This window comes from Actinomadura sp. 9N215 (assembly GCF_044326345.1).
Classification (GTDB): Bacteria; Actinomycetota; Actinomycetes; order Streptosporangiales; family Streptosporangiaceae; genus Spirillospora.
Map to the genome: position 1 here is coordinate 526307 of NZ_JBIRBA010000003.1, position 24936 is coordinate 551242.

General features: G+C 71.2%; 29 protein-coding genes, 1 tRNA gene and 1 pseudogene. 15 read left to right on the forward strand and 16 right to left on the reverse strand.

Annotation, left to right across the window (positions count from 1 at the left end):
* Nucleotide 1 precedes the first annotated feature (1 nt).
* Nucleotides 2-1066, reverse strand: coding sequence for an ABC transporter substrate-binding protein (locus ACH34T_RS07905; protein ID WP_395991320.1), 1065 nt, complete (start codon nt 1064-1066; stop codon nt 2-4).
* Nucleotides 1067-1556: 490 nt separating this feature from the next.
* On the opposite strand from ACH34T_RS07905, the gene ACH34T_RS07910 reads away from it, so the two are divergent.
* A complete protein-coding gene (locus ACH34T_RS07910) occupies nt 1557-1937 on the forward strand; it encodes a hypothetical protein (protein ID WP_395991321.1) in 381 nt (126 codons plus the stop codon).
* A 9-nt stretch (nt 1938-1946) separates the two neighbouring features.
* Here the strand turns inward: ACH34T_RS07910 and ACH34T_RS07915 are convergent, their stop codons facing one another.
* Nucleotides 1947-2408, reverse strand: coding sequence for a MarR family winged helix-turn-helix transcriptional regulator (locus ACH34T_RS07915; RefSeq protein ID WP_395991322.1), 462 nt, complete (start codon nt 2406-2408; stop codon nt 1947-1949).
* 87 nt (nt 2409-2495) lie between these two features.
* Here ACH34T_RS07915 and ACH34T_RS07920 point away from each other — a divergent pair, with 87 nt between their 5' ends.
* A complete protein-coding gene (locus ACH34T_RS07920; protein WP_395991323.1) occupies nt 2496-2879 on the forward strand; it encodes a nuclear transport factor 2 family protein in 384 nt (127 codons plus the stop codon).
* A gap of 33 nt (nt 2880-2912) precedes the next feature.
* Here ACH34T_RS07920 and ACH34T_RS07925 read toward each other — a convergent pair whose 3' ends face one another.
* Together ACH34T_RS07925 and ACH34T_RS07930 are read right to left on the reverse strand one after the other, a co-directional pair.
* Entirely contained in the window at nt 2913-3704 is a 792-nt protein-coding gene (locus ACH34T_RS07925) for an SDR family NAD(P)-dependent oxidoreductase (RefSeq protein ID WP_395991324.1), read from the reverse strand.
* A gap of 45 nt (nt 3705-3749) precedes the next feature.
* Complete coding sequence (locus tag ACH34T_RS07930; protein WP_395991325.1) at nt 3750-4526, reverse strand: alpha/beta fold hydrolase; 777 nt, start codon at nt 4524-4526, stop codon at nt 3750-3752.
* Between the two features lie 103 nt (nt 4527-4629).
* On the opposite strand from ACH34T_RS07930, the gene ACH34T_RS07935 reads away from it, so the two are divergent.
* On the forward strand, nt 4630-5484 hold the full coding sequence (locus ACH34T_RS07935; RefSeq protein ID WP_395991326.1) for a helix-turn-helix transcriptional regulator: 855 nt from the start codon (nt 4630-4632) through the stop codon (nt 5482-5484).
* 21 nt (nt 5485-5505) lie between these two features.
* Here the strand turns inward: ACH34T_RS07935 and ACH34T_RS07940 are convergent, their stop codons facing one another.
* Genes ACH34T_RS07940 through ACH34T_RS07950 form a run of 3 tightly spaced genes read right to left on the reverse strand, consistent with a single transcriptional unit; the run spans nt 5506 to nt 8266 of the window.
* Entirely contained in the window at nt 5506-6654 is a 1149-nt protein-coding gene (locus ACH34T_RS07940) for a methyltransferase (RefSeq protein WP_395991327.1), read from the reverse strand.
* A gap of 5 nt (nt 6655-6659) precedes the next feature.
* Nucleotides 6660-7592, reverse strand: a complete 933-nt coding sequence (locus ACH34T_RS07945) for a helix-turn-helix domain-containing protein (protein WP_395991328.1) — start codon at nt 7590-7592, stop codon at nt 6660-6662.
* A 20-nt stretch (nt 7593-7612) separates the two neighbouring features.
* Nucleotides 7613-8266, reverse strand: a complete 654-nt coding sequence (locus tag ACH34T_RS07950) for a DUF4097 family beta strand repeat-containing protein (protein WP_395991329.1) — start codon at nt 8264-8266, stop codon at nt 7613-7615.
* Between the two features lie 278 nt (nt 8267-8544).
* Between ACH34T_RS07950 and ACH34T_RS07955 the strand changes: the two genes are divergently transcribed.
* Nucleotides 8545-9945, forward strand: coding sequence for an MFS transporter (locus ACH34T_RS07955; RefSeq protein WP_395991330.1), 1401 nt, complete (start codon nt 8545-8547; stop codon nt 9943-9945).
* Nucleotides 9946-9947: 2 nt separating this feature from the next.
* Nucleotides 9948-10715, forward strand: a complete 768-nt coding sequence (locus ACH34T_RS07960) for an SDR family NAD(P)-dependent oxidoreductase (protein WP_395991331.1) — start codon at nt 9948-9950, stop codon at nt 10713-10715.
* A gap of 45 nt (nt 10716-10760) precedes the next feature.
* Here ACH34T_RS07960 and ACH34T_RS07965 read toward each other — a convergent pair whose 3' ends face one another.
* Nucleotides 10761-11123, reverse strand: a complete 363-nt coding sequence (locus tag ACH34T_RS07965; RefSeq protein ID WP_395991332.1) for a nuclear transport factor 2 family protein — start codon at nt 11121-11123, stop codon at nt 10761-10763.
* 189 nt (nt 11124-11312) lie between these two features.
* On the opposite strand from ACH34T_RS07965, the gene ACH34T_RS07970 reads away from it, so the two are divergent.
* The 3 genes from ACH34T_RS07970 (at nt 11313) to dnaN (ending at nt 14597) form a co-directional block, all read left to right on the forward strand.
* Nucleotides 11313-12785 (forward strand): AlkA N-terminal domain-containing protein, encoded by a 1473-nt coding sequence (locus ACH34T_RS07970; RefSeq protein ID WP_395991333.1) that lies wholly within the window; start codon nt 11313-11315, stop codon nt 12783-12785.
* 20 nt (nt 12786-12805) lie between these two features.
* Entirely contained in the window at nt 12806-13315 is a 510-nt protein-coding gene (locus ACH34T_RS07975; protein WP_395991334.1) for a methylated-DNA--[protein]-cysteine S-methyltransferase, read from the forward strand.
* Nucleotides 13316-13421: 106 nt separating this feature from the next.
* A complete protein-coding gene (gene dnaN, locus ACH34T_RS07980; protein ID WP_395991391.1) occupies nt 13422-14597 on the forward strand; it encodes a DNA polymerase III subunit beta in 1176 nt (391 codons plus the stop codon).
* A gap of 89 nt (nt 14598-14686) precedes the next feature.
* On the opposite strand, the gene ACH34T_RS07985 is transcribed toward dnaN, so the two are convergent.
* Complete coding sequence (locus ACH34T_RS07985) at nt 14687-15250, reverse strand: helix-turn-helix domain-containing protein (protein WP_395991335.1); 564 nt, start codon at nt 15248-15250, stop codon at nt 14687-14689.
* A 366-nt stretch (nt 15251-15616) separates the two neighbouring features.
* On the opposite strand from ACH34T_RS07985, the gene ACH34T_RS07990 reads away from it, so the two are divergent.
* Both ACH34T_RS07990 and ACH34T_RS07995 read left to right on the forward strand, forming a co-directional pair.
* Nucleotides 15617-16282 carry a B3/4 domain-containing protein gene (locus ACH34T_RS07990; RefSeq protein ID WP_395991336.1) on the forward strand — a complete coding sequence of 222 codons (666 nt, stop codon included), beginning with the start codon at nt 15617-15619 and terminating at the stop codon, nt 16280-16282.
* The gene (locus ACH34T_RS07995; protein ID WP_395991337.1) at nt 16282-17175 is read left to right on the forward strand and encodes an EamA family transporter; all 894 of its coding nucleotides are present in this window, start codon (nt 16282-16284) and stop codon (nt 17173-17175) included. The genes ACH34T_RS07990 and ACH34T_RS07995 overlap by 1 nt, the downstream gene beginning before the upstream one ends.
* A 110-nt stretch (nt 17176-17285) precedes the next feature.
* Here ACH34T_RS07995 and ACH34T_RS08000 read toward each other — a convergent pair whose 3' ends face one another.
* Nucleotides 17286-18368, reverse strand: coding sequence for a class I SAM-dependent methyltransferase (locus ACH34T_RS08000; RefSeq protein WP_395991338.1), 1083 nt, complete (start codon nt 18366-18368; stop codon nt 17286-17288).
* A 93-nt stretch (nt 18369-18461) separates the two neighbouring features.
* Here ACH34T_RS08000 and ACH34T_RS08005 point away from each other — a divergent pair, with 93 nt between their 5' ends.
* A complete protein-coding gene (locus ACH34T_RS08005; protein ID WP_395991339.1) occupies nt 18462-19235 on the forward strand; it encodes a TetR/AcrR family transcriptional regulator in 774 nt (257 codons plus the stop codon).
* 140 nt (nt 19236-19375) lie between these two features.
* On the opposite strand, the gene ACH34T_RS08010 is transcribed toward ACH34T_RS08005, so the two are convergent.
* The 5 genes from ACH34T_RS08010 to ACH34T_RS08030 all read right to left on the reverse strand — a co-directional run bounded on the left by ACH34T_RS08010 (nt 19376) and on the right by ACH34T_RS08030 (nt 21393).
* A tRNA-Ser gene (locus ACH34T_RS08010) sits at nt 19376-19460 on the reverse strand.
* A gap of 10 nt (nt 19461-19470) precedes the next feature.
* Nucleotides 19471-19908, reverse strand: a complete 438-nt coding sequence (gene tadA / locus ACH34T_RS08015; protein WP_395991392.1) for a tRNA adenosine(34) deaminase TadA — start codon at nt 19906-19908, stop codon at nt 19471-19473.
* A 70-nt stretch (nt 19909-19978) separates the two neighbouring features.
* Nucleotides 19979-20416 carry a tRNA adenosine deaminase-associated protein gene (locus ACH34T_RS08020; protein WP_395991340.1) on the reverse strand — a complete coding sequence of 146 codons (438 nt, stop codon included), beginning with the start codon at nt 20414-20416 and terminating at the stop codon, nt 19979-19981.
* 92 nt (nt 20417-20508) lie between these two features.
* The gene (locus tag ACH34T_RS08025; protein ID WP_395991341.1) at nt 20509-20994 is read right to left on the reverse strand and encodes a tRNA adenosine deaminase-associated protein; all 486 of its coding nucleotides are present in this window, start codon (nt 20992-20994) and stop codon (nt 20509-20511) included.
* A gap of 177 nt (nt 20995-21171) precedes the next feature.
* Nucleotides 21172-21393 (reverse strand): hypothetical protein, encoded by a 222-nt coding sequence (locus tag ACH34T_RS08030; RefSeq protein WP_395991342.1) that lies wholly within the window; start codon nt 21391-21393, stop codon nt 21172-21174.
* A gap of 513 nt (nt 21394-21906) precedes the next feature.
* Here ACH34T_RS08030 and upp point away from each other — a divergent pair.
* The 4 genes and pseudogenes from upp to ACH34T_RS08050 form a co-directional block, all read left to right on the forward strand.
* Nucleotides 21907-22545 carry a uracil phosphoribosyltransferase gene (gene upp, locus ACH34T_RS08035; protein WP_395991393.1) on the forward strand — a complete coding sequence of 213 codons (639 nt, stop codon included), beginning with the start codon at nt 21907-21909 and terminating at the stop codon, nt 22543-22545.
* A gap of 532 nt (nt 22546-23077) precedes the next feature.
* The gene (locus ACH34T_RS08040) at nt 23078-23338 is read left to right on the forward strand and encodes a hypothetical protein (protein ID WP_395991343.1); all 261 of its coding nucleotides are present in this window, start codon (nt 23078-23080) and stop codon (nt 23336-23338) included.
* A gap of 79 nt (nt 23339-23417) precedes the next feature.
* A complete protein-coding gene (locus ACH34T_RS08045) occupies nt 23418-23576 on the forward strand; it encodes a hypothetical protein (protein ID WP_170180436.1) in 159 nt (52 codons plus the stop codon).
* Nucleotides 23577-23586: 10 nt separating this feature from the next.
* Nucleotides 23587-24084, forward strand: a pseudogene (locus ACH34T_RS08050) (PH domain-containing protein); the annotation flags it as partial.
* Nucleotides 24085-24415: 331 nt separating this feature from the next.
* Here the strand turns inward: ACH34T_RS08050 and ACH34T_RS08055 are convergent.
* Nucleotides 24416-24712, reverse strand: coding sequence for a hypothetical protein (locus tag ACH34T_RS08055; protein WP_395991344.1), 297 nt, complete (start codon nt 24710-24712; stop codon nt 24416-24418).
* Between the last annotated feature and the right edge of the window lie 224 nt (nt 24713-24936).

Consider the following 24936-nt stretch of genomic DNA (forward strand, 5'->3'; position numbering starts at 1 on the left):
GCTACTTCCCGATCAGCTTGTCGATCTCGGGCTGGGGCAGCTCCTGGATCGGGTAGGAGTCGTCCGGCTGGTCCGCCTTGACGTACTGGCCCAGGGTCTCGTCAGTGATCTTGGGCAGCGGGACCATGATCTGGTTCGGCACCGACGCGCCGCCCGCCTTGGCCACCGCCGCGCGGAGCGCGATCACGCCCAGGTAGTTGGGCTGCGCCGTCGACAGCGACGAGAACCCGGCCTTCGTGTTCTGCTGCCACAGCTTCAGGAAGCCGTTGTAGTTCTCACCGGTGATCGGGACGAGCTTCTTCTTCTGCTTGATGAGGGTCTGCAGCGCCGCGGCCGACAGCGCGCCGCCCTGCGAGAAGACGCCGTCGATGTCGGGGTTCGCGGAGTACGCCGACGCGAACGCCTGCGCGGCCGGGGCCAGGTTGTACTCGCTGTGCACGTTCGCGGCGACCTTGATGCCGGGGTACTTCTTCAGCGCCTCCTGGGCGCCCTGCCAGCGCTCCTCGCTGACCGCCACGCCCGCAGGGCCGTTGAACGCGATGATCTTGCCCTTGCCGCCGAGCTTGTCGCCGAGCCACTGGCCCATCATCCGGCCCCACTCCTTCTGGTCGGTGCCGACGCGCACGACCTTGCCGGAGGTGACCAGGCTGTCGAAGTTGGCGACCGTGATGCCCGCGGTGACGGCCTGCTCGACCACGGGGTTCAGCGCCGTGGACGATCCCGCGTCCACCAGGATCACGTCGAACCTCTGCTGGATCATCGCGCGGATCTGGGCGATCTGCTGGGACGTGTCGCCGTTGGCGTTGAACACCTTGTAGTCGGCGATCTTGCCCTCGCCCTTCAGCTTCGCGACATCGTCCTTGATCATCTTGTCGGTCTGCTGCATCCACGACGGCGTCAGGTAGATGGTCGACCAGCCGACCTTCAGCGCCTTGGCCTTGCCGCCGGCCTTGCCGCCGCCGTCGCCGGACTCGCCGTCGCCGGAGTCGACGCCGCAGGCGGCGGTCGCGGCCAGCGTGCCGAACGCCGCGACGGTCACGACGGCGCGCGTGAATCTACCGATCATGGGGGTTCTCCTCGTGCCTGTCCGGAACCCGGGCGGGCTCCGGCGATCTGGGTGGACGCGCAGCCGATCGTGCATCGAACCTCATTCGCCCCAGACGCCCACTTACCGGACCATCCCGCCGGTTGTCGTGGAGGCTAGGCGCACCGCCAACCCCGCGCCAGATTTGCAACACATGATTTTGCATTGCACAACATGGCTCTGACCTGCGGACTTACCCGATCCTAGGTCGCCGGGGCCGGTGCTTTCCCCACACTCCGAGGCCGCGGGGCCGCCCGCGTCCACCCCCTCGGCCGCCTCCGGCCAACCCGCCGAATCAGGTGGCCCGCGCCCGCTCGGCCTCGTCCAGCTCGGGAACGGCGACGCCGACTGCCCGAAGCCCTCACCGACGCCGCACCCACCGGGCCGAGCCGGGCCGGGCTGCTTCGCTGCCGCGGGGCGTAGGTGATGTGGGCCGGGACCGGTGCCGTGGGAGATGAGCAATAGTGCTCTTGTGGTGTGGAAACGGTTTAGCCGCAGTGAGCGGCGTGCGGGCCGGAATGGCGCGCGTGCGGGCGCGGGCTCGTCGGCCAATGAAGCGGACGTGTACATCAACCTGTCCGACGAGGGGCGCAAGCACAAATGCTCGCCGGAGTTCGTCGAAGATCTGTGCGACAGGGTCATGTCCCCGGCGGTGGCGGAACTGGATCGCCGCCTCGGTCAGGGCTGGGGGCGCGAGATCGAACCCTGGCTCGTCCTCGAAGGCCCGTCCCTGACGTTCAAAATCCTCGTCGTGAAGCTGGACGGGTGGGAACTCGCAGAGATGTCCACGGTCATCAACGACGTTTTCAACTCGTATTGGGAGAGGGAGATCGACCGCTTTCCGCCCAGGTGAAAGCGTCGATCACGGGTGGCGGCTCTTCGCGTGGTGGTCGGCGACCCGGGTCAGCAGCGCGGTGAGCTGGGCGCGCTCGGACGGGGTGAGCGGTGCGAGCAGATCGTCCTGGATGGCGGCCAGGACGCCGTCGAGCTCTTCGAGGTGGCGTGAGCCGTCCGGAGTGATCGTGATGACGTTGCGGCGGCGGTCGGACGGGTCGGGCGTGCGTTCGATCAGCTTCTTGGCGACCAGTTCGTTCAGCGCGGCGACGACGTCGCTGCGGTCGATGCCCGTGCGGCGGCCGAGCGCGGCCTGGCTGGACGGCCCGTACTCGGCGAGGGCGGCGAGCAGCCGGTAGTGGTAGCCGCGGGCGCCCGCGGCGGCGAACGCGTCGCTGATCAGCCGGTGGCTGTGCGCGGAGATCAGGTTGATCAGCCAGCTCGGGGCGCTCCGGAGTCGGGTGGGCGTCTGCGCGTCGGCCGTCATCATGTGGACAGTCTAGGGGTTGTTGGCCGCGCCAACGATCGTTTATGTTGGTGATACCAATGTTGGCGGAGCCAACTTTCTGGAGGAGTCATGGACGATCGGCAGGAACTGTCCCTCCTGGTCAGCCGACTGGGCGCGTGGCTGGACGCGAAGAGCCCCGACCAAGGGCGCGCCCTGTTCACCGAGGACGCCGAAGCGCACACGCTCGGCGGCGTCGCGAAAGGCGTCGACGCGCTGTTCGAGCAGGCCCGGCGGAACCACACCGTGCCGACCCAGCATTTCATCACCGACCCGCTCGTCGAGATCAGCGGCGACAGCGCGACGATCGGCGCGAACCTCCTCGTCGTCTTCGCGCACGAGGCCGGACCGCGCCTGCTGGGCGAGCGCTACGAACTGGACGCCGCCCGGACACCGGACGGCTGGCGGATCTCCCGCGTCCAGGCCCGTCCGATCTGGGAAGTCACCCACGCCTAGCAGGTAACCCACGCCTTGGGGGGTGGCCATTGGTTACGGGGTGGTGAGGGATTCGGAGAGGGTGCGGAGGCGGGCGCGGGCGTCGGGGTCGTAGGCCTGGGCGTCCGCGCGGGCTTCCTGGAGGCCGTTGAAGAAGCGTCCTGAGACGTCGTCCAGGGCGGGGTCGGTGACGAGGCGGTGCGTCGCGCGCACGCCCTCTTCGAGGGTGCTGAGCGGGGACACGGTCACCATCTTCGTCGGCATGTAGGTGGCCGGGTGCAGGGCGTTCGCGGTGACGCCCGTCCCGGCCAGCTCTTCGGCCAGGTCGACGGTGAACAGGACCTGGGCGAGCTTGCTCTGGCGGTACGCCCGCGCCCCGCCGTACCCGCGGGTGATCATGACGTCGTCGAAGTCGATGGCCTGCTGGCCGAGGCTGCTGACGTTGACGATCCGCGCGGGCGCCGACGCGACGAGGGTCGGGAGCAGCAGCCGGGTGAGCAGGTATCCGGACAGGTAGTTCACCTGGAACGTCAGCTCGTGCCCATCGGCGCTCTCGCGGCGCGGCCCGTCGAAGCCGATTCCGGCGTTGTTGACCAGCGCGTCCAGGCGGGGATGGTCGGCGCGGACGGCCTCGGCCAGCGCACGGGTCTCGGCCAGCGACGACAAGTCCGCGCGGTACCAGGACGCGCGGCCGCCGATCTCCTGCAAGGTCGCCTTACCGCGCTGGTCGTCCCGTCCGTGGACGAGGACCGTCGCGCCTTGGGCGGCGAGTTCGGCGGCCAGCGCGCGACCCAGTCCGTCGGTCGCGCCGGTGATGAGGATGGTCTGCTGATCGATGGGACGCATGTTCTCCATCCTGCCCGGCCCGGCGCGCACCCTGGCACCCGGTGGCTACGGCCTGTCCAGGAAGTCGCGGACGAGCTTCGTGAACTCGTCTGGCCGTTCCATCATCGCCACGTGGCCGGTGTCGAGTTCGGCGTACTCGCTGCCCGTGATGAGCTTGAGGAACTCGCGGTGGTTCTCGACGGGGACGGTCTGGTCGCGCGTGCAGCCGATGACGAGCGTGGGCGCCTCGACGCGCGGGAGCAGGTCCCGGACGTCGAGCCGGAGGACGAGGTCGAGCTGGCGCAGCCGGGCGTCCGTCGGGCGCATGAAACCGTGCAGCTGCTCGGCGCCTTCGTGCCCGATCACGTTGAGGAACTGGGGGCTGCTGGCGGTCAGCGTCCCGAGGCGTCCGAAGGCGGCCGGGTCGTCGGCGAGGCCCAGCCAGGTGGTCATCAGTTGCCGGACGTACTCGTCGCCCGCGTGCGTCAGCCCCGCGACGGGGATCAACCGGCGGACGAGATCGGGGCGCAGCGCGGCGGCCGTGGCGGCCGTCGGGGCGCCCAGCGAGAAGCCGACGAGGTCGGCGGGCCCGGTGCCGGAGTCTTCGATCACGGCGTTGACCTGGGCGGCGAGGTCCTCGACGGCCAGCGGGGAGCCGTCGTCCTCGGCGACGTCGGAGCCCGCGAGGTCGGGGAGGATCACGGTGTGGTCGGCGGACAGGGCGCTCGACCAGGCGTCCCACATGGCCGAGCCGGGGCCCACGCCGTGGACCAGGACGACGGCGGGCCCGGAGCCCTCCGTGCGGTAGGCGATGCGGGCGTTTCCAACGGTGAGTTTCGTCATGCCCCCAACGCTGCCCGCGTAGGACGCCGCTGAGGAGCGGACCGCTTTGGCTAGGACAAACGATCCCAGGCTGAGCGCCCCGCGATCACGGAACATGGACGGTATGGACATGGATCGCCGCGAGCTCGCCGACTTCCTCCGCCGCTCCCGGGAGCGGCTGCGTCCGCAGGAGGTCGGCCTGGCGGCCGGGCCGAGGCGCCGCACGCCGGGGCTGCGGCGCGAGGAGGTGTCGCAGCTCGCCGGCATGTCCGCCGACTACTACATGCGGCTTGAGCAGGCACGGAGCCCGCAGCCTTCGATCCAGCTGCTCGGCGCGCTGGCCCGCGCGCTGCGGCTGACGGAGGACGAGCGCGACCATCTGTACGTCCTGGCCGGGCATCGTCCGCCCGCCGGGCCGTTCGCGGGCGAGCACGTCCGGCCGGGGCTGCTGTACCTGCTCGATCGGCTGGCGGAGACGCCCGCGCAGATCGTCGGGGACCTTGGGGACGTCCTGGCGCAGAACAGCCTGTCCGAATCGCTTTTCGGGTGCGTGTGCACGGTTGAGCGGGGCGACCGGAACATCGTGTGGCGCTGGTTCACCGACCCGTTCGTCCGGGAGGCGTACCCGCCGGACGAGCACGACCACTACAGCCGCCTGCACGTCGCCGACCTGCGCGCCAGCGTGGCCCGGCGCGGCGACGACGCGGCCGCGTCCGCGCTCGTCCGGCGCCTGCACGGCGCCAGCGACGAGTTCGCGGCGCTCTGGAAGCGGCACGAGGTGGCCGTGCGCCGCACCAGCCGCATGCGGGTCCTGCACCCGGAGGTCGGGGCGATCGAGTTCGACGCGGAGACCCTACTCACCCCGGCCGAAGACCAGCGGCTCGTCGTCTTCACACCGCCGCCCGGGAGCCCCACGATCGAGGCCCTCGAACTCCTCCAGGTCATCGGCCCCGAGACCGCCCACCGCAGCCACGCCTAAGGTCAGGCGAACCGGCGTGCTTCAGACGCCAGAGGAGCGGGCGTGCTTCAGGCGCCAGAGGGTGGTCGTCTCAGCGGCGCGGGCGGAGTGGAGGGGGTCGTCGGGGTCGGCGGCGCGGGGATGCGTCGGCTTGGTGTCGAGCCTGCCGACGACCTCCAGGCCGGACGATTCGATCATCGCGAGGAGTTCGTCCCGGGTGCGGAGCCCGAGGAGTTCGGCCAGGTCGGAGAGGATCAGCCAGCCTTCGCCTTCCGGTTCCAGGTGTTCGGCCAAGCCGTCGAGGAAGCCGCGGAGCATCCGGCCGCCCGGGTCGTAGACGGCGTGTTCGAGGGGCGAGCCGGGCTTCGCCGGGATCCAGGGCGGGTTGCAGACGATGAGCCCGGCGCGTCCCTCGGGGAACAGGTCGGCCTGGACGACGTCGACCTGTTTCGCCACGTCCAACCGGTTGAGGTTCTCCTGGGCGCAGGCAAGCGCGCGCGGGTCGTGGTCTGTGGCGACGACTCGTTCAAGGCCGCGGCGGGCGAGGACGGCCGCGAGCACGCCTGTGCCTGTTCCGATGTCGAAGGCTGTTCTCGCCGCTGGGGGGAGTGGTGCCTCGCCGACCAGGTCTACGTATTCGCCCCTGACGGGTGAGAAGACTCCGTAGTGCGGGTGTATCCGGTCGTTGGCCAGCGCGGGGATGGGGACGCCCTTCGTACGCCATTCGTGGGCGCCGATCAGCCCGAGCAGCTCGCGCAAGGACGTCACGTACGGCTGGTCGTCCGGGCCGTACGCCTCGGTGCAGGCGTCTTGCACGTCGGGGGCGCGGCGTAGCGGGATCGTGTGTCCTGGGTCGAAGGGGATGAGCAGCATGGCGAGCGTCCGCGCGCGCTGGGCACGGGCCTGGCGGTAGAGGTGGAACGCCTGGACCTGGGACGGTTCCGCCTTGCGTTTACGTCGCCGCGTTGGTGGACGGTCGATACGGCGCGCCATCGCGTTGAGGAGCTGCCGCGCGTTCTGGAAGTCGCCGCGCCACAGCAGCGCGGTGCCTTCACAGGCCAGCCGGTACGCGTCGTCCGCACGGGTCTCGTCGTCGGCGACGGTCACGCGCCGGGGCGGCGGGGCGCCGCTCTCCGACCGCCAGCGGACGTGCTGGTCCCGGCCGTCCTCCCGCCAGGAGATCTCGTCCACGGAGGTCACGGTATCGGTGCGGCGGCGGGGTCGTCGGCGGCTAGGTCGGTGCCGGCGGGGTCGGCGGCGGCCGGGTCATTGGCGGTGAGGTCGGCGCTGGAGAGGTGCGTGGACGTCTCCGCGAGCCTCCGCAGCGCCCGCTCCGAGGCCGAGCCCGGCTCCGCCGCGTACAGCATGAGCCGGCTGAGGTCGGGGTCGCCGGGCAGGTGCAGGGTCTCGAATGGCAGGACGAGCCGTCCGGCCTGTGGATGGTCGATGCGGGCCTCACCGTGCGTCAGGTCGGTCACGTGGTGCTCTGACCAGAGCGACGCGAACTCGGGGCTGCGGTGGTGGAGGGCGTCGATGAGGGCGCGGAGCCGCGGGTCGTCCGGGTCCTGTCCGGAGCGGAACCGCAGGTAGGCGACGTTGCGCTGGGCCACGGCCCGCCAGTTGTCGCCGAGCCTCGCCCTGTAGTCGTCGTTCAGGTGGATCTGGTGCGACCACGTCCGCTCGTCCGGCGGGACGGCGGCGAGGTCGACGAACACGGCCGCCGTGAGCCGGTTCCACGCGACGACGTTGGTGTGGTGACCGACGACGTAGGCGGGCGCGTGGGTGATCGAGTCGAGCAGGTGCTGGAGCGGGGCGCGCAGGCGGGGCGGCTCGGGGGCGGGCGTCCGGCGCGGCGGGTGGGCGAGCCGGTGGAGGTGGGCGTGCTCGTCGCCGTCCAGGCGCAGCGCCCGCGCGATCGCGTCCAGGACCTCGGCGGACACGCCGTCGGCCGTGCCCTGTTCGAGCCGGATGTAGTACGCGACGCTGACGCCGGCGAGCTGCGCCAGCTCCTCCCGCCGCAGGCCGGGCACGCGCCGCCGCGTCCCGTAGGAGGGGACGCCCGCGTCCTCGGGCCGGAGCCGCGCCCGCCGCGACTTGAGGAACTCGCCGAGCTCAGGGTTCCGCGCCATGCCGCCGAGGCTAGCCGAGCCTAGGCGGCGGACTTGAGCGTGATGTCGCCGTTGTCGGTGGTCAGGTCGAGGCGGTGCGGGGCGGACGCGTCGTCCCGGATCCCGATCGTCCGGTCGCCGCTGTCGGCGCGCGCGGACACCCGGTAGCGCCCCGGCGGGACGGTCACGGTCACGCCGCCGTTGGACGTCACCGCGCGGATGTTCTGCGGCTTCACCGCCGTCAGGGTGATTTTCCCGTTGTCGGTGCGCGCCTCGACGCCGTCGCCCTTGAGGCCGCGCCCTTCGATCTTCCCGTTGTCGGTCTTCGCCTTGACCGGGCCTGCGACGTCGTCCAGGCGGATGGAGCCCGAATCGGTCGTCACGTCCACCGCACCCACCCTGGACAGTTTGATCGAGCCGCTGTCGGTGGCGCCGGTCACGGGAAGGCCCGCCGGGAGGTCGATCGTGTAATCCACCGAGCAGTTGTCGCCGCAGCCGCGGAGCTTCAGGACACCGTCCTCGACGCGGTGCGTCTGCCGGGACGGCTTGTCCCCGCGGTACTCGACCGTACGGCTCAGGGACGCCTTGGACGCCCCGCCGCGCAAGGTCACGCTGCCATCGATGTCGTCGATGTGCACCGCTTTGATTCGTCCGTTGAGTGTGGCGTCGTCCTCGAAGGTCGACGCGAAGGCCATTCCGCACGCGCTCAGAGCGGTCGCACCGACCGCGGCTAGGACGATGACTGAAAGTTGGCGACGCACGGATTCCTCCCGTTGGCCGTTGGCCGTTACCCCTTGGCCCTTGGCTTGAACGCTGTTGAGCCTAGAAAGGCGTGGGCCGAACGGCCGTCACGCCAGGGAGCGAGGTTCGTCCTGGCTCCAGGTGCCTAGGGCCGGTCCTTAGCCTGCTACTGCCGGTAGTACGACAGAGCGGTGGCTGGGTGGCCGCGTCCGGTGCGGCGATCGTCTGTGGCATGAGAGCACTAACCACCGCCGCGGTGTCCGCGTCGTCCGGGCGGATGTCCTCGCGGCACAAGCTGGTATTGACCCTCCTGCTCGGCGCGCAGTTCATGCTCGCCATTGATTTCTCCATCCTGAATGTGGCGCTGCCGGTCGTCGGCCGGGGACTGGGCTTCGGCCTGGACGAATTGCAATGGATCGCCACCGCGTTCGCACTTCCCGCCGCCGGATTCACGCTCCTGTTCGGTCGCGTTGCCGATTTGTTCGGACGGCGCCGGATGCTGCTCGCAGGCATGGCCCTCTTGGCCGCGGGGTCGCTCGTTGGCGGGCTCGCCGCGTCACCGGCGATGCTCCTGACCGGACGGGTTCTCCAAGGGCTCGCCACTGCGATCGCCACACCGGCCGCACTGTCGCTGCTCACCACGTCCTTCCCGGAAGGCCCGCTGCGGACGCGGGCGCTCGGGCTCAGCGGCGCGCTGATGTCCGCCGGGTTCACCGTCGGCGCGATCCTCGGCGGCGTGCTCACCGACCTGCTGAGCTGGCGCTGGGCCTTCCTGATCAACGTGCCGGTCGCGGCGGTGATCCTCGCCGTGACCCCGGCGGTGGTCGCCGAGAGCCGGTCCCGGGACGGGGCGAAGCTGGACGTTCCCGGCGCGGTGACCGTGACCGGCGGCCTCCTCGCCCTGGTGTACGGGATCACGTCCGCGGGCGAGCACGGCTGGGCCTCTGCGCGGGCGCTCGGCGCGCTGGCCGCGGCGGCCGCGCTGCTCGCCGCGTTCGTGCTGGTGGAGCGGCGTTCACCGGCTCCGCTCGCGCCGCTGGGCGTCCTCACCCGCCGGACCGTCACCTGGGGCAACGTGGGCGGATTCGTGGCGTTCGCGACCGAGACGTCGCTGGTGTTCCTGATGACGCTCTACCTGCAGAAGGTGCTGGGCTTCGCGCCGCTGGCCACCGGGCTCGCGCTCGGCGTCCTCGGCGCCGGGACGTTCGCCGGCGGCGTCGCCGCGCCCCGGATCATGGGACGGCTCGGCGGCCGGACCACCCTCGTCGCCGGGCTCGTCCTCCAGGCGGCGGCGACGGCGGCACTGCTCGGGCTCGGGGAGTCGCGCGGCGGGCTCGCGCTGCTGCTCGTCGCGACCGCCGTCGGCGGATTCGGGAACCTTGTCGCGATCGTCGCGTTCATGGGGACGGCGACGTCCGGGCTGCCGGACGGCGAACAGGGCCTCGCGACCGGGCTCGCCACCATGACGCAGCAGGTCGCGATCACGCTCGGGATCCCCGTGATGAGCGCCGTGGCCACGGCGAACGCCTCCGTCCTCGGCGGCGTGCACGTCGCTACGGCGGTGAACGTCGCGGTCGTCCTCGTGGGGGCGGCCCTCGTCCGGTCGTTCCTCCGCGCTCCTGAAAGGGTCTGATCATGGATCTGCAGCTTGACGGCAAGGTCTTCATCGTCACCGGCGCGTCCGCCGGGATCGGCGCGGCGACGGCGGCGCTCCTCGCGGACGAGGGCGCGCACGTCGTCGGCGTCGCCCGCAGGCCCCCGGACGGCAGCGGCGGCGTCGCCGCCGACCTGACCGACCCCGCCGCCGCCCAGCGCGTCGTGGACGCCGCGCTGGAACGGCACGGGCGGCTGGACGGCCTGGTCAACAACGCCGGCGCCCTCGAATCCCGCATCGGCTTCCTCGACGTGACCGAAGACCAGTGGCACGCCACGTTCGAGCTGAACTTCCACGGCGCCGTCCGGATGGCGCGGGCCGCGCTGCCCGCACTGATCGACCAGGGCGCCGGGAGCATCGTGCACGTGTCCAGCGAGGCCGGACGGTTCCCCGACACGCCACTGGTCGACTATGCGGCGTCCAAGACGGCGTTGCTCTCCGTATCGAAGACGCTTGCGGGGGAGTTCGGCCGCTGTGGCATCCGCTCCAACGTCGTCACGCCCGGCCCCACACGGACCCGGTTGTGGGACCAGCCCGGTGGGTTCGCCGACCAGCTCGCCGCCCAATTCGGTCTCCCGGTGGAGGAGGCCATAGAGCGGTTCGTCCACGAGGAGCGACGCCTCCCGGCCGGACGGCTCGGCACACCGGAGGACGTCGCGCGACCCATCGCCTACCTGCTGTCCCCACTGGCCCTCCAGGTCACCGGCGCCGAATGGACGGTGGACGGCGGCGCCCTACGCCAACTCTGAACCGCCCTGGGCCTGCCAGGCCGGGCTGGGCCTGGCTGGGCCTGGCTAGGCGGGGACCTTGTCGAGGAACCCGTGGACGCGGTCGATGCGACCGTCGTCGGCGAAGACCGCCACGTCGAACCCGACGACGATCGCCTCGCCGTCCTCGGGCCCGAGCTCCCAGGTGAAACGGGCCACGTTGTGGTGGGCGTCCACCGCGCCGGCCGCGCGGAAGACCATCCCCGGGAACTGCTGCTGCGCCGCGCCGACGAAGGCGTCGATCGCGTCGCGTCCCTCGGCGACGCCGAGCGGATCGATGTAGACGGGGCTGTCGGTCCACAGGTCGTCGATCGCGGCGCGGCGCGCGGCCGGGTCGGTCTCGTTCCAGATCGCCAGGTAACGTGCCACCCGCTGCTGAACATCGCTCATTTCATGACTCCATCTGATCGGCTCGGTTCCGCCGGTTACGTCCCGGCGACGTCCCCTACGCTGCCAACCCCGGGGCCCGAGATCGATTACCTGGGACGTCATGATCGGCGCGAGCAGCCTCCGCACGCCGGACGTTGATGTCGGATTCTCGCTAGTGAAACGCCATGACCATCGGTGATGCTGGAGGGCATGCACGAGGACGCGGAAAGGTGCCTACGGGCCGTCCAAGCGAAAGACGCCCGATTCGACGGATGGTTCTTCATCGGGGTCGTCACCACCGGGATCTACTGCCGCCCGAGCTGCCCGGTCGTCGCCCCCAAGCCCGAGAACATGCGCTTCTACCCGAGCGCCGCCGCGGCACAGCAGGCCGGATTCCGGGCCTGCAAACGCTGCCGCCCCGACACCTCCCCCGGCTCGCCGGAGTGGAACCACCGCGCGGACGTCGTCGCCCGCGCGATGCGGCTCGTCGCCGACGGCGTGGTCGACCGCGAAGGCGTTCCCGGCCTCGCCCGGCGGCTCGGCTACAGCACGCGCCAGATCGAACGCCAACTCAACGCGGAACTGGGCGCCGGCCCACTCGCCATAGCGCGGGCCCAGCGCGCTCAGACGGCAAGGCTCCTCATCGAAACGACATCCCTCCCGATGGGTGATGTCGCGTTCGCGGCCGGGTTCGCCAGTATCCGGGCCTTCAACGACACCGTCCGCGCCGTGTTCGCCCTGACGCCGACCGCGCTGCGCGACCGCGTCGCCAAGGGCCACCCGCCCGCCGGTTCGGGCGCGCTTTCGCTGCGGCTGCCGTTCCGGGCGCCGCTCTGCCCCGACAACCTCTTCGGCCATCTCACCGCCACCGCCGTCCCCGGCGTGGAGGAATGGCGGGACGGCGCGTACCGCCGCGCCATGCGCCTACCCCACGGCCACGGCATCGCCACCCTGCGACCCCAGCCGGACCACATCGCCTGCACGCTCACCTTGAGCGACCTACGCGACCTCACCATCGCGATCAGCCGCTGCCGCTGGATGCTCGACCTCGACGCCGACCCCGTCGCCGTCGACGACCTCCTCCGCACCGACCCCGCCCTCGCCCCGCTCGTCGACAAGGCCCCAGGACGACGTGTCCCGCGAACCGTGGACGGCCCTGAATTCGCCGTACGCGCCGTCTTGGGCCAGCAGGTCTCGACGGCCGCCGCCCGAACCCACGCAGGACGGCTCGTCACCGCCTACGGCGACCCCATAGACGACCCTGGCGGCGGACTCACGCACCTCTTCCCGACCCCGTCCGCCCTGGCGGAACTCGACCCGGAGGCCCTCGCGTTCCCGAAAACCCGTCGCACCACCCTCATGACCCTTGTCGACGCACTCGCGAGCGGCGAGATCGACCTCGGTGTAGGGAGCGACTGGGGTGAGGCCCGCGCGCGCTTGTCTACCCTTCCGGGCTTCGGTCCCTGGACCATCGAGTCGATCGCGATGCGCGCCCTCGGAGACCCGGACGCGTTCATCCCCAGCGACCTCGGAATCCGCGCCGCCGCCAAGACGCTCGACCTTCCCTCGACGCCCGCCGCCCTCACGCGACGCGCCGCCCAGTGGCGTCCCTGGCGCGCCTACGCCGTCCAATACCTGTGGGCCACAGGCGACCACCCCATCAACCTGCTTCCCGCATCATGACCCCCAGGGAGGAACCCCATATGGAACCGACGCACGTCATCCTGGACAGTCCCGTAGGCCCATTGACGTTGGTGGCCATCGACGGCGCGCTATCCGGCCTGTTCATGGATTTGCAGCGGCACCGTCCACCGGCGGAAACGTTCGGCACCCCAGACGATCCCGCCAGCGAACCCTTCGCCACCGTGGCCGAGCAGCTATCCGCCTATTTCGCCGGTGACCTGACTGAGTTCGACCTGCCGCTCAACCTCCAAGGAACCGAATTCCAGAAGCGCGTATGGACGGCGCTCCAAGAAATCCCCTACGGCGAGACCACCACCTACGGCCAGCTCGCCGTCGAACTTGGGAAACCGTCCGCGTCCCGTGCCGTCGGCCTCGCCAACGGACGCAACCCGATCAGCGTCATCGTCCCCTGCCACCGCGTCGTCGGCTCCACCGGCGACCTCACCGGCTACGGCGGCGGCCTCGACCGCAAGCGCTACCTCCTCGACTTCGAACGCAAAACCAAGATCACCGAGGACGCCCTTTTCTGAATTGTCAGGGGCCGGGGATAACGTGCGTGACATGGCCGGTTCCCGGCCCGTCGAACGGCCGGTTCCCGGCCCCGTCCGTCCAGCAGTCGCGGAAAGGCAGATCAAGGTGGAGTTCCGAGTCGACCGGCAGACGCTCGCCGACGCCGTGGCCTGGGCGGCGCGGACGCTGCCGGCGCGCCCCGCGCTCCCCGTCCTCGCGGGCATGCTCATCGAGGTCACCGACCAGGGCGAGCTCACGCTGGCCGGCTTCGACTACGAGGTGTCCGCCCGCGCCAGGGAGGACGCCGACGTCGCCGAGCCCGGCCGCGTCCTCGTCCCCGGACGGCTCCTGGCCGACATCGTCCGCAACCTCCCCCCGCACCCCGTGGAGATCTTCACGAAGGGCTCGGAGGTCGTCGTGCGCTGCGGCCCCGCCGAGTTCGGCCTGCTCACCCTCCCCGTCGAGGACTACCCCACCCTCCCCGAGCCGCCCGCCCGCGCCGGCACCGTCCCCGGCGACCTGTTCGCCGCCGCCGTCGCCCAGGTCACTCCCGCCGCCGGACGCGACGACACGCTGCCGATGCTCACCGGCGTCCGGATCGACATCGACGGCGCCACGATGTGGCTCGCCTGCACCGACCGCTACCGCATCGCCGCCCGCGAGCTGACCTGGTCGCCCACCGACCCCGGCTTCACCGCCGGCGTCGTCGTGCCCGCCCGCACCCTCGCCGACACGGCCAAATCCATCAAGCGCGGCGCCGAGGTCGCCATCGCCCTCGGCGGCGCCGGCGACACCCTCATCGGCGTGTCCGGCGGCGGCCGCAGCATGACCAGCCGCCTCCTGGACGACCAGTACATCAACTACAAATCCCGCCTCACCGGCACCTGGTCGTCCGTCGCCGAGATCCGCGTCGCGCCGTTCGTCGAGACCATCAAGCGCGCCGCCCTGGTCACCGAGCGCGGCACCCCGGTCCGGCTGGCCTTCACCGCTGACGAGGTCCGCGTCCGCGCCGCCACCGGCGACTCCGCCCGCGCCAACGAGAGCCTCGCGATCCGGCTCACCGGCGACGACCTCGACATCGCCTTCGCACCCCAGTACCTCCTAGACGGCCTCGCCGGCATCGACACCGAGTACGCCCGCCTCGAATGCGCAGGCCCCACCAAGGCCGCCCTCCTCACCGCCATCCCCGACAAGAAGAAGGCCCCCGACAACGAGGACACCTCAAACACCAACACAACCAACGAAGAAGAAACCGACACCGGCTACCGCTACCTGGCCATGCCCGTCCGCCTAACCTCCTGACCCCGTCCACCCCAACCACCCACCTCACCCCTTGACCGCCCGCCTAGGCACCTGACCGCCCGGCTCGCCTCCTGGTGGTTGGGCGGTGTTCAGAGGTCGAGGACGGCCAGGATGAAGCGGACCTCGCGGTCGTCGGCGTTGCCGTACGAGTGGGGACGGTCGCCGACGAACACCGCGGCCGTTCCTTCTTCGACGAGATCCGTCCGGCCGTCCACGCCGAGCGTGAGCGTTCCTTGCTGGACGTACACGATCTCCTTGGTGCCGGGCACATGCGGGTCGCTCTCGCGTGTCTCCCCGGGACGCAGTTCCCACTGCCACAGCTCCAGCGAAGGCCGCGGGTCGCTACCGGCGAGCAGCGTCCCCGCCCCGCCGTGCTCGCCCTGCCACAGCACGACGTGCCGTTCCGGCGGGAACAGCCGCACCGGCGGTTCCTCCTCCACCTGCACCAGCCGGGTCAACGGGACGCCGAGCGCGTCGGAGATGCGGATGAGCGTGCCGAGATTCGGGTTCCCGCGCCCCTGTTCGAGGCCGACCAGCACGCCCTTGCTCACTCCGGCCCGTCCGGCCAGCTCGTCCAGGCTCCAGCCGTGACCCGCCCGGAGAGCCCGGACGGTCCGCGCCACGGCCTCTCCGATGGCCTCCTGCTCGCTCACTCGTCCTCCAACCACCGAACCCCTCACCCAACGATCCCATTTCACCAACGTGCCGGATCAGCACCCGGATGACCGTCCCGGCCGCGACATCGTCGCCGGATGGTCCACCCCCACGCCGCCCATCGCCCCACCAAGACCGATGACACCGTCACCAGCTCCGCTCGCCCGTCGCCGTCACCGTTCGCCCGCAACCATCTCCGCTCGCCGCCACCGTCGAATCGGCGTCGGCTTCCGCGGGGCGGTCCGGTGTGGATGTCCGGGTAGGCGGACGAGCGGCGAGTCCGTCGCCACTGAACCAGGATGGATCGTGCGGTCGGTATGATGGTATCCACATATCATTAAAATGACCGTCGGAGGGACCTGGAAATGTTGGATCGGGTTGTCGTGGACGAGGCCGTACGGGAGCTGCGTCCCGACTTCGCCGTGCTCGTCCTGACCGCCGAGGGCCTGGCGAACGGGCCCAGCGATCACGTGTCGGAGGGCTGGCTGGCCGAGGCGGCCGAGAAGGCGGACGCGGCCAACCCCCATGTGGAGGCCTGGCACGACGCCTACCGGGCGTTCGGCGCCAAGCCGAAGCGGACCCGGCCATCGGTGGACGCCCTGCTCCGCCGAGCGGCCGCGCTCCCGTCCATCAACAGGGTCGTGGACGCCTACAACGCGGTGAGCGTCGAGTACGCGCTGCCGATCGGCGGGGAGGACCTCGACGCCTACCAGGGCACGGCGCGGCTCGTGCGCGCCACGGGCGACGAGCCGTTCGACGTGATCGCCGACGGCGCCCCGGCCGTGGACCATCCGGACCCCGGCGAGGTCGTCTGGCGGGACGACGCGGGCGTGACCTGCCGCCGGTGGAACTGGCGGCAGTGCGTCCGGACCCGGCTGACCGAGACCACGAAGAACGGGTTCTTCCTGCTCGAACGGCTTGAGCCTTACCCGATCGAGAGGCTGGAGGAGGCGGGCGACCGGCTCGCCGACAGGCTCCGCGTGATCTCGCCGGACGTGCGAGTGGCGAGCAGGCTGATCGGCGGACGGTGATGGTCACGGTCCTCGCGCTGGGCGCCGCCCTCGCGTACGGCGTGGCCGACTTCCTCGGCGGCGCGGTCGCGCGAAAGTCGACCGCGCTGCGGGCCCTGACCTGGTGCGTTCCGGCCGGTCTGCTGGTCGTCCTGGTGTCCGCGCTGGTCAGCGGGGGCAGCGCCGGGCCGGTGCCGATGGTGTGGGGATTCCTGGGCGGCCTCAGTGGCGGCGCGGGACTGATCGCCTTCTACCGGGCGCTCGCCCGCGGACCGATGAGCGTGGTCGCCCCGGTGTCCGCACTGGCCGCCGCGATCCTGCCGGTCGCCGTGGGCGTCGTCCGGGGCGAGCGGCTGGACGCGTCCGTCGTCGCCGGCGTCCTGCTGTGCCTCGTCGCGATCGGACTGGTCAGCATGGAAACCGGCAACGGCGAAACCCCCTCGTCCCCAGCCGCACCCGACCGCGCGGACGGGTGGCGGCGTCTTGTTGATTCGGGTCCTCTCATGGCCGGGCTGTCCGGTGCCTGCTTCGGGATCTTCTTCGTCCTGCTGAAGGCGGCGGGGGACGGCACCGGGCTCTGGCCGATCGTCGGTGCGCGCGTCGGCACCCTCACCATCGTCGTGGTGGCGGTGCTGGTCATGGCCATGCGCGGCGACGGCCTAGGCCCCAAAGTGCCCGGACGGACGCTGATCGGGTTGGCGCTGCTGTCCGGCGTCCTGGACGCGGCCGCGAACGCGCTCTACTTCCTCGCCGCCCACAAGGGGATGCTCAGCCTCGCCGCCGTCCTCACGTCCCTCTATCCGGCGATCACGGTCCTGCTGGCCAGGATCGCCTACAGCGAGCGCCTCCGCGTCGTCCAGCGCGTGGGCATGGCCGTCGCCGTCGCAGGCGTGGCCCTGGTCACCGTCGGCTGACGCCCCCAACGAACGACGAGCGACGACGGGGGACGGCGGGGGACGACGGGAAACGGCGGCGAGGCATCGCGCCCCGCCGGGTTCGGAGCCGGCAGGGCACGGCGGCTCGGCTATGCCTTGGCCTCGAAGACAATGTTGAACGCGGATTCCGCCACCCGCCGGAACTGCCGGTAGCCCGCCTCCTCGAACACCTCACGGAACGCCGCTTCACCCGCCTGGGCGCCCAGCGCCCGTCCGACGGGCTGCGACAGGGCGTTGGGGGCGCACAGGAACGCGGACTCGTGGTACGCCATGGCCGCCAGCGGGTTGCCGGAATGGTTGGCCGCCCGGTCATCGAGGGCGTAGTGCTCGGCCAGCATCACGCTGCCGCCGGCGGTCAGGTGCCGGCGGGCATGGCGGGCGGCGGCCACCGGGTCCCCCAGGTCGTGGAAGCAGTCGAAGAACGTGATCAGGTCGTAGGTTCCCTCGTATCCGGCGGCGTCCGCCCGCACGAACCCGAGCCGGTCGGCGGCGACGCCCTGCTCGGCGGCATGGGCCCGGGCCAGTTCGAGCGACCCCTCGTGGAAGTCGAAGCCCGTGACCTCCGCTCGGGGGAACGATTCGGCGATGAGGACGGTGGCGTACCCGGTCCCGCAGCCGACGTCGGCGACCCTGCCACCGGCGGCGAGACGCTCCTGCACGCCGTCCAGGGCGGGGATCCAGGCGGTGGTGACGAAGTTGCGCCAGGACGTTCGGAAGAAGCGTCCCGTCCCCCGGAAGAGTCTCTCGTCGTGGTCGCGCCACGACAGTGCGCCGTCGGCACGGAAGGCCGCCTCGATCCGGTCTAGATCGAGGTAGTTGGACCGGCAGATCTCGGCGCCGCCCATGATGAACGCCGGTGAGCCCTCCTCCGCCAGGACGAGGGCCGCCTCCGCGGACAGCGAGTACCGGTCGCCGCCCGCGTCGTAGCCCACCAGGCCTGCGGCCGCCTGCCCGTCCAGCCACTCGCGGACCAGCCGGGGATGGGTCGCGGTCGCCGAGGCCAACTCGTCGCTGGTCAGTCCCTTTCCGCCGTCGGCGAGGGCACGGTAGAGACCGAGACGGTCTCCCAGCCCGATGCCCGCGGTCACGGCGGCCCCCGTGAAGTAGCCGAGCGTCTGGAACATCAGTTCCTCGACGCGGGTCTCGTCGATCTCGGTGGTGTGCTGCGTCATGGCCGTCCCCCATCATCGTCATCGGCCATTTCTCCACTTGGAGAAGATACGATAAATTCTCCGACTGGAGAAGAAGCGCTGTCAAGAGAGCCGATGGAGCGTCCGCAAGTGGTCAAACAGCCAGGAGATCGCGACGAGAGCGGCGTCGAGCGGCAGGCCCGGCCGCCCGCACCGGTCTCCATTCCCGACCACCCGTCCGCGGTGGCGCTCATGGACGCCACGGACCGCCTGCTGGGCGAAGTCGGGTACGCCCGGATCTCCAGTCGCAAGATCACCGACCTGGCGGGGCTCGCGCACGGATCGATCCGATACCACTTCGGCTCGCTCCAGGGCCTGCTGGTGGCGACGCTGCGCCGGTCCAACGAGGCCGGTATCGAGCGGCAGCGACGGCTCTACCGGGAACACGGCGCCGCCGACATCTGGAGGATCGCGACCCGCACCTACCTGGAGGAGGACATCGCCTCGGGATGGGCGCTGCGGCTGGTGGAGTCGCTGCTCATCGGCATCCGCGACCCGGCGGCGGGCCAGGCCCTGGCCGAGGTCCTCGACCCGTGGCGGCGCCTGATCCGCCAGGGCACCGAGGACGCGGCGGCCGAGTTCGGCCTCGACCTCGACGACCGGCTGCTGGACGGGATCGCGACCCTGATCGAGACCCAGCAGGTCGGCATGCTCATCTACCGCCTCGCCGGCCACGCCGCCGCCGCTCGCCCGGACGCGGCTCACCCGGACGCCGCTCGCTCCCGGCGTGACGACACCGACCTCGACCAGCACCACGAAGCCGCGCTGGACGCGGTAGACGCCCTCCTAGCCCACCTGGCAAGCCGGGCAAGGGACCTGCCCGACAACGACACGCAATCCCACCGCTGAACCGGCTCCGCGGTTCCGTAAGTAGGACGACCATGGTCACCAGGCGCCGGGTGCCGCGCACCGCGACCGTCGTCGCCTGACGCCGAACGAGGAAGGCCGCCGTCCAGGATCGGGGCCTGGGCCGGCGGCCTTTGCGAAGGCGGTGGTGGTGGGATTCGAACCCACGGAAGCTTGCACTTCACACGCTTTCGAGGCGTGCGCCCTCGTCCACTAGGCGACACCACCGCGGGAGAGCCTACCCGACTCTGCGGTGGGCGAAGAACTCGGTGAGCAGCGCGCCGCACTCGTCCGCCATGACCCCGGCGACCACCTCCGGACGGTGGTTGAGACGGCGGTCGCGGACCACGTCCCACAGCGATCCGACCGCGCCCGCCTTCGGGTCGACGGCGCCGTACACGACCCGGTCCAGCCGCGCCTGGACGGACGCTCCAGCGCACATCGTGCACGGTTCCAGCGTGACGACCAGCGTGCACCCGGACAGCCGCCACCCCCCGAGGGACGACGCCGCCGCCCGCATCGCGATGATCTCCGCGTGCCCGGTCGGGTCGGCGCTGCGTTCGCGGTCGTTGTGTCCCGTCCCGACGACCTCGCCCGACTCGTCCAGGACGACGGCCCCGACCGGGATCTCCCCGTCGTCGAACGCCGTGCGCGCCGCCCGCAGCGCCAGCCGCATCGCCGGCAGAAACCGGTCGACGACGTCATCGGACGCCGCTGCCGCGGCGGGACGGGATGGGGTGTCCGGGTCAGTCACGGAGGCGGTCGAACTCCTCGCCGAAACCGGCCTGCTCGGCGACCGTGAGGAGGGCGTCGCCCGGCAGGGCGCGCTCGCCGAGGTCGCTGAGCTGCTTGGCGTCGAGCCCCAGGTCTTCGAGGAGGGCCGGGTCGCCGGCGGGGTCGCCGTCCGGGACCTCGCCGACCAGCTGCTGGAACAGCGAGCCGAGCCCGTCCTCGCGGACGGTGGAGACGTAGGCGCGCGGCTCGCCCTCGCCGTCCAGCCGGACGACCGCGAACCAGTCGTCGTCCTGCTCGATGAGCAGCACCACCGGGTCGCCGTACGACTCGACGGCCGCCTCCCGCATCAGGTCGGCGATGTCGTCCACGTGTTCGGCCTCGGCGAGCAGGGCCTCCGCGCCGACCCAGCCCTGCGGGGTCTGCGCGAACACGGCGGCGAAATAGGACACGCTGTCATTGTGACCCACGGGGTTGCCCCGGTCACACCCCTTACCTCAGCGGGATCACGCATATCGCTGACGGGGGCGGGCGGTCGGGGGTGTCAGGCGATGGCGTCCACGGCGCGTTCGAAGGCGGGCGCGAAGCCGATGCGGCTGGCGATGCTGAGCAGCATCTCGTCCGGGTAGAGCTCCAGGTCGCCGGAGATGGCGCCGAGTTCCATCTCGTCCAGCCCGAGGTCGGCGAAGATCGACATGTCGCCGACGGGGAGGACCTGGTCGAGTTCCTCGTCCTCGGGGATCGGAATGTCCAGGTAGTCGAGGACCTGACCGGCGAGCGGCCAGTCGACGGACGCGGTGACGTCCGACAGGAAGACCATGACGTCGTCGCCGAGCAGGCGGATCGCGACGAAGAAGTCGTCGCCGACCGAGACCAGCCCGACCGTGCCGCCGAGGCTCGGCTGCTGGCGCAGGGCGTGGATCAGCCCCGCGAGGTCCTCGGTCAACGCCACCGGGAGGATCTCGGCCTCCCAGCCCTCGTCTTCCCGGTACACCACGACGACGAAGTCCGTCGCGTCCACATCCGTCATTTCCACCCCACCGGCCCGTCTCCTGCCAGGGCATGGTCGCAGATGCGGCGCGCGCTCGTGCGCCCGACCGCCAAACTGGCGGCGCGCCCGCGCGTGAGACCCGGAGTCAGCGCCGCCGCGGACCGGTGCCCGGCCGCACGAATCCGGCGCCCCGGCGTCCGGTCGATCGGCGCGCCGTCAGTTGATCCGGAAGGTGCGGCGGCGGAGCGCCGCATGGATCCGCGCGCGGCGCGACCGGTGCGGCGTCACCCGACGGCGCAGCTCCCGGGCCTCGGCCAGTTCCCGCAGGAAGATCGCCCGCCGGCGCAGATGCTCGCGCACCTGCTCGGGGGAGATGTCGCCCTGCGGGCCCGGACGCGGCCGGACGTCCTGCTCCCCTGCGACATCGGTCCCCGCCACCGAGGACTCCGCGGCCCCCGGCACGCTCTCAGCGACGGCAGCGGACACGGGAGCAGGAGCGGTCCCACCGGCGGCAGCGACAGCAGGCTCACTAACGGTGGCGTCGGTGCCAACAGGCTCACTGGCGGCGGTGTCGGTAGCGGCGGGGTCACTGGCGGTGGGGTCGGAGGCGGAGTCAGGAGCGGAGGGAACGGGAGCCGCCACGGCGGGCTCGGCGGGCGGCACCACGGGTTCGGGAGGCGGAACCGCGGCTCCGGGAGTAGGCGCCGCGGGCTCGGGTGGCAGTGCCGAGGAGTCGGACGGCGGCGCCGCGGTCTCGGGTGGAGGCGCTGTGACCTCGGATGAAGGCGCCGCCTGCGCAGGCGGGTCGGGCGCGGACTCGCGAGCCCGCCCCTGCCCTCCCGGCCGCTGATCGCTTTCGTTGTTCATACCGCCATACTGCCCAGCTCAGCGCGTCCTATCCAGGGTCGGCGACCTCCGGCCGATCGGGCGAGGTGGGCTACCGTGAGCGCCATGCAGACCCTCGCCGTCGACCATCCGCTCGTCGCGCACAAGCTCACCACGCTGCGGGACGTCCGCACAGATTCCCCCACTTTTCGCCGTCTGACGGACGAGCTGGTCGCCCTCCTAGCCTACGAGGCCACCCGCGTCGTCCGGGTCGCGGCGGCGACCGTGCAGACCCCGCTCGTCCCGGCGGAGGGCGTCCAGCTGGCGAGCCCGAAGCCCCTCGTCGTGCCGATCCTGCGCGCCGGGCTCGGGATGCTGGACGGCATGACGCGGCTGCTGCCCACCGCCGAGGTCGGCTTCCTCGGGATGATCCGGGACGAGGGCACCCTGCAGGCCCAGACGTACGCCACGCGGCTGCCGGACGACCTGTCCGGGCGGCAGTGCTACGTCCTCGACCCGATGCTCGCGACCGGCGGGACGCTCGCCGCCGCCATCCGCCTGCTGTTCGACCGGGGCGCCGACGACGTCACCGCGATCTGCCTGCTCGCCGCGCCCGAGGGCCTGAAGTACCTGGAACAGGCGTTCGCCGACCTTTCGGCGCCCATCCGGGTGGTGACCGCCGCGATCGACTCCCACCTCAACGAGCAGGGCTTCATAGTGCCCGGCCTCGGCGACGCCGGAGACCGCCTGTACGGCGTCGTCTGACCACTTACACCACGTCCACCCACACCACATCCCCCGACCGCCTGCACCACGTCCATCCGACCCGCTGCACCACGTGCGCCCGACCGGCTGCGCCACGTCCGCCCGACCCGGCTGCGCCCCACGTCCGCCCGACCTGCTGCGCCGCACCCACCCGACCGCCTGCACCACGTCCGCCCGACCCGCTGCACCACGTGCGCTCGACCGGATGTATGGCGGCCGTCCGACCGGCTGCACCACGTCCATCCGACTGGATGTATGGCGGCCGTTTGAGCGGCTGGTCGGCGGTGTCCGGAATCGCCTGTTAACGCCGTCGAGCGGGGGTGGGGTGGCGGTCGTCCGGGCAGGTCAGTCGGCCTGTTGGCGGTGGCGGGAAGCTTGATCACGATCTGGGCGCGGTCGTGGCCCGCGATGTTCGTTCCCGGCGGCAGAGGGTACGAATCCGCTACGGAACGCCAGTGCGCGTTCCCCTCCGCCGTCCCGGCACAGGGGACCGTTACGGACCGGGCGGTGCGAGCGAGCTCGAGGACACGTGATGGCTCACCAAGGGGACGGCGACCTGCCGCGCTACGCCGCGATCGGCGAGCGGCTCGTCGAGGAGTTCGAAGGGGTGCACCCCGCCGACACGGTGGACCGGTGCGTTTCCGCCGCACGTCACGGCGCCGAGGAGGTCACGGGTGCGGCGCCGCCCGATCTCGTGGAACGGATCGCGCGCAGGCACCTGGAGGTGCTCGCCACCGTCGCGGCCGAGAAGCGCCGCAGGACGCGCCGCTCGTCTCTCGACAACGCGCCATAGCCATGGCGCTTGCTTTGCCGGTCGCGCGGGCTGTGCGAAACTGAACCGGGGTCTGTGGGACGAGCTCCGGGAGGCAGCGGTGCCCGCCAAGAAGTACATGACGTGGGTCGCCGTGGCCTTCGTGGCGTTCTACGTGATCAAGCAGCCGGACGGCGCGGCGCAGTCGGTGGAGAACGCGGCGAACGGTCTCGCCTCCGCCGCAGGTTCCCTCGCCACCTTCGTCAACGCGCTCGCCTGAGGCCGCCGCCATGAGGCTCGTCACCCCCGGCGACTCCGCGCCCGCATCGGTCAACAAGTACCTGCTCCCGCACGAGAACCAAGTGATCACGGTGCGGCGGCATCCGGCCGTGCTGATGGTCCCGGTCGCGCTCGTCCTCGGCGGCCTGATCATCGCGGGCGTGCTGAGCAACACCGTCACCGCCGCCATCACGTGGGTGTGGTGGGGCTGGCTGATCCTGCTGGCCTGGTTCGTCTGGCGTGTCGCGGAATGGTCCGTCGACTACTTCGTGATCACCAACCAGCGGATGCTGCTGACCACGGGCCTGATCACCCGCAAGGTCGCGATGATGCCGCTGGCCAAGGTCACCGACATGAGCTTCAAGCGGACGATCGCGGGCCGGATGCTCGGCTACGGAGAGTTCATCCTGGAGTCCGCCGGACAGGACCAGGCCCTCACCAACGTGGACTACCTGCCCTACCCCGAGCAGCTCTACCTCGAAGTCTGCGAAATGATCTTCCCGAACAAGAATCCGGAGCCGGAGGGAGCGCTGCCCCCGCCCCCGCCTCCGCGCAGACCCCGGGAGCCGATCGAGCCCGACGACGTCCCCACCGCCTCGGGCCCGGACGAGCAGGCATAGCGCCGGCGTGGCCCGAACCCAGAGCTCAAGCGGCCCACGCCGCCACCACGCGCCCGCATTCGAACGTCCACCGACCGGCCGATCAACCGCCACCCGTCCCCCATCCACGCACCCCCCATCCACGGCCCCGCTATCCGCGCACTCGCCAGCCACGCATCTACCGGTCGTACGTCCACCGGCCGCGCACCCCCCGCTCGCGCACTCGCTTGCTGCGCGCTCGCTAGTTGTGCACCCACTGCTCGCGCGCCCGCTGCCTGTGCGCCCGCTGCTTGTGCACCCGCTGCTTGTGCACCCGATGGCTGTGCACCCACTGCTTGTGCGCCCGCTGCCTGTGCACCCGCTGCCTGTGCACCCGCTGCCTGTGCACCCGATGGCTGGGCACCCACTGCTTGTGCGCCCGCTGCCTGTGCACCCGATGGCTGTGCACCCGCTGCCTGTGCACCCGCTGCTTGTGCGCCCGCTGCCTGTGCACCCGCTGCCTGTGCACCCGCTGCCTGTGCACCCGATGGCTGTGCATCCACTGGTTGTGCGCTCGTTGGTTGTGCAGCGACTGGCCGGGCATTTGCTGGCCGCGTGCGCGGCGGTCGGGCGTCTGGTCGTTGGGCGCCTGTGCATCGAGCGTCTGCCCAGCGAACGTCTGACTGCGCCGCGTCTGTCCGGGTTACCCCTTCTAGCTGTGTGCTCGCGCATCGGGCGCCTGCCTGGCGAACGTCCATTGGTCGTGCCTCTGCCGGTTGTACG

Coding starts and splice junctions, on each gene's coding strand:
- ACH34T_RS07905 (WP_395991320.1), bottom strand. CDS start 1,066: ATGATCGGTAGATTCACGCGCGCCGTCGTGACCGTCGCGGCGTTCGGC.
- ACH34T_RS07915 (WP_395991322.1), bottom strand. CDS start 2,408: ATGATGACGGCCGACGCGCAGACGCCCACCCGACTCCGGAGCGCCCCG.
- ACH34T_RS07920 (WP_395991323.1), top strand. CDS start 2,496: ATGGACGATCGGCAGGAACTGTCCCTCCTGGTCAGCCGACTGGGCGCG.
- ACH34T_RS07925 (WP_395991324.1), bottom strand. CDS start 3,704: ATGCGTCCCATCGATCAGCAGACCATCCTCATCACCGGCGCGACCGAC.
- ACH34T_RS07930 (WP_395991325.1), bottom strand. CDS start 4,526: ATGACGAAACTCACCGTTGGAAACGCCCGCATCGCCTACCGCACGGAG.
- ACH34T_RS07935 (WP_395991326.1), top strand. CDS start 4,630: ATGGACATGGATCGCCGCGAGCTCGCCGACTTCCTCCGCCGCTCCCGG.
- ACH34T_RS07945 (WP_395991328.1), bottom strand. CDS start 7,592: ATGGCGCGGAACCCTGAGCTCGGCGAGTTCCTCAAGTCGCGGCGGGCG.
- ACH34T_RS07950 (WP_395991329.1), bottom strand. CDS start 8,266: ATGGCCTTCGCGTCGACCTTCGAGGACGACGCCACACTCAACGGACGA.
- ACH34T_RS07955 (WP_395991330.1), top strand. CDS start 8,545: ATGAGAGCACTAACCACCGCCGCGGTGTCCGCGTCGTCCGGGCGGATG.
- ACH34T_RS07960 (WP_395991331.1), top strand. CDS start 9,948: ATGGATCTGCAGCTTGACGGCAAGGTCTTCATCGTCACCGGCGCGTCC.
- ACH34T_RS07965 (WP_395991332.1), bottom strand. CDS start 11,123: ATGAGCGATGTTCAGCAGCGGGTGGCACGTTACCTGGCGATCTGGAAC.
- ACH34T_RS07970 (WP_395991333.1), top strand. CDS start 11,313: ATGCACGAGGACGCGGAAAGGTGCCTACGGGCCGTCCAAGCGAAAGAC.
- ACH34T_RS07975 (WP_395991334.1), top strand. CDS start 12,806: ATGGAACCGACGCACGTCATCCTGGACAGTCCCGTAGGCCCATTGACG.
- ACH34T_RS07990 (WP_395991336.1), top strand. CDS start 15,617: ATGTTGGATCGGGTTGTCGTGGACGAGGCCGTACGGGAGCTGCGTCCC.
- ACH34T_RS07995 (WP_395991337.1), top strand. CDS start 16,282: ATGGTCACGGTCCTCGCGCTGGGCGCCGCCCTCGCGTACGGCGTGGCC.
- ACH34T_RS08000 (WP_395991338.1), bottom strand. CDS start 18,368: ATGACGCAGCACACCACCGAGATCGACGAGACCCGCGTCGAGGAACTG.
- ACH34T_RS08005 (WP_395991339.1), top strand. CDS start 18,462: ATGGAGCGTCCGCAAGTGGTCAAACAGCCAGGAGATCGCGACGAGAGC.
- tadA (WP_395991392.1), bottom strand. CDS start 19,908: ATGCGGCTGGCGCTGCGGGCGGCGCGCACGGCGTTCGACGACGGGGAG.
- ACH34T_RS08025 (WP_395991341.1), bottom strand. CDS start 20,994: ATGACGGATGTGGACGCGACGGACTTCGTCGTCGTGGTGTACCGGGAA.
- upp (WP_395991393.1), top strand. CDS start 21,907: ATGCAGACCCTCGCCGTCGACCATCCGCTCGTCGCGCACAAGCTCACC.
- ACH34T_RS08040 (WP_395991343.1), top strand. CDS start 23,078: ATGGCTCACCAAGGGGACGGCGACCTGCCGCGCTACGCCGCGATCGGC.
- ACH34T_RS08055 (WP_395991344.1), bottom strand. CDS start 24,712: ATGCACAGCCATCGGGTGCACAGGCAGCGGGTGCACAGGCAGCGGGTG.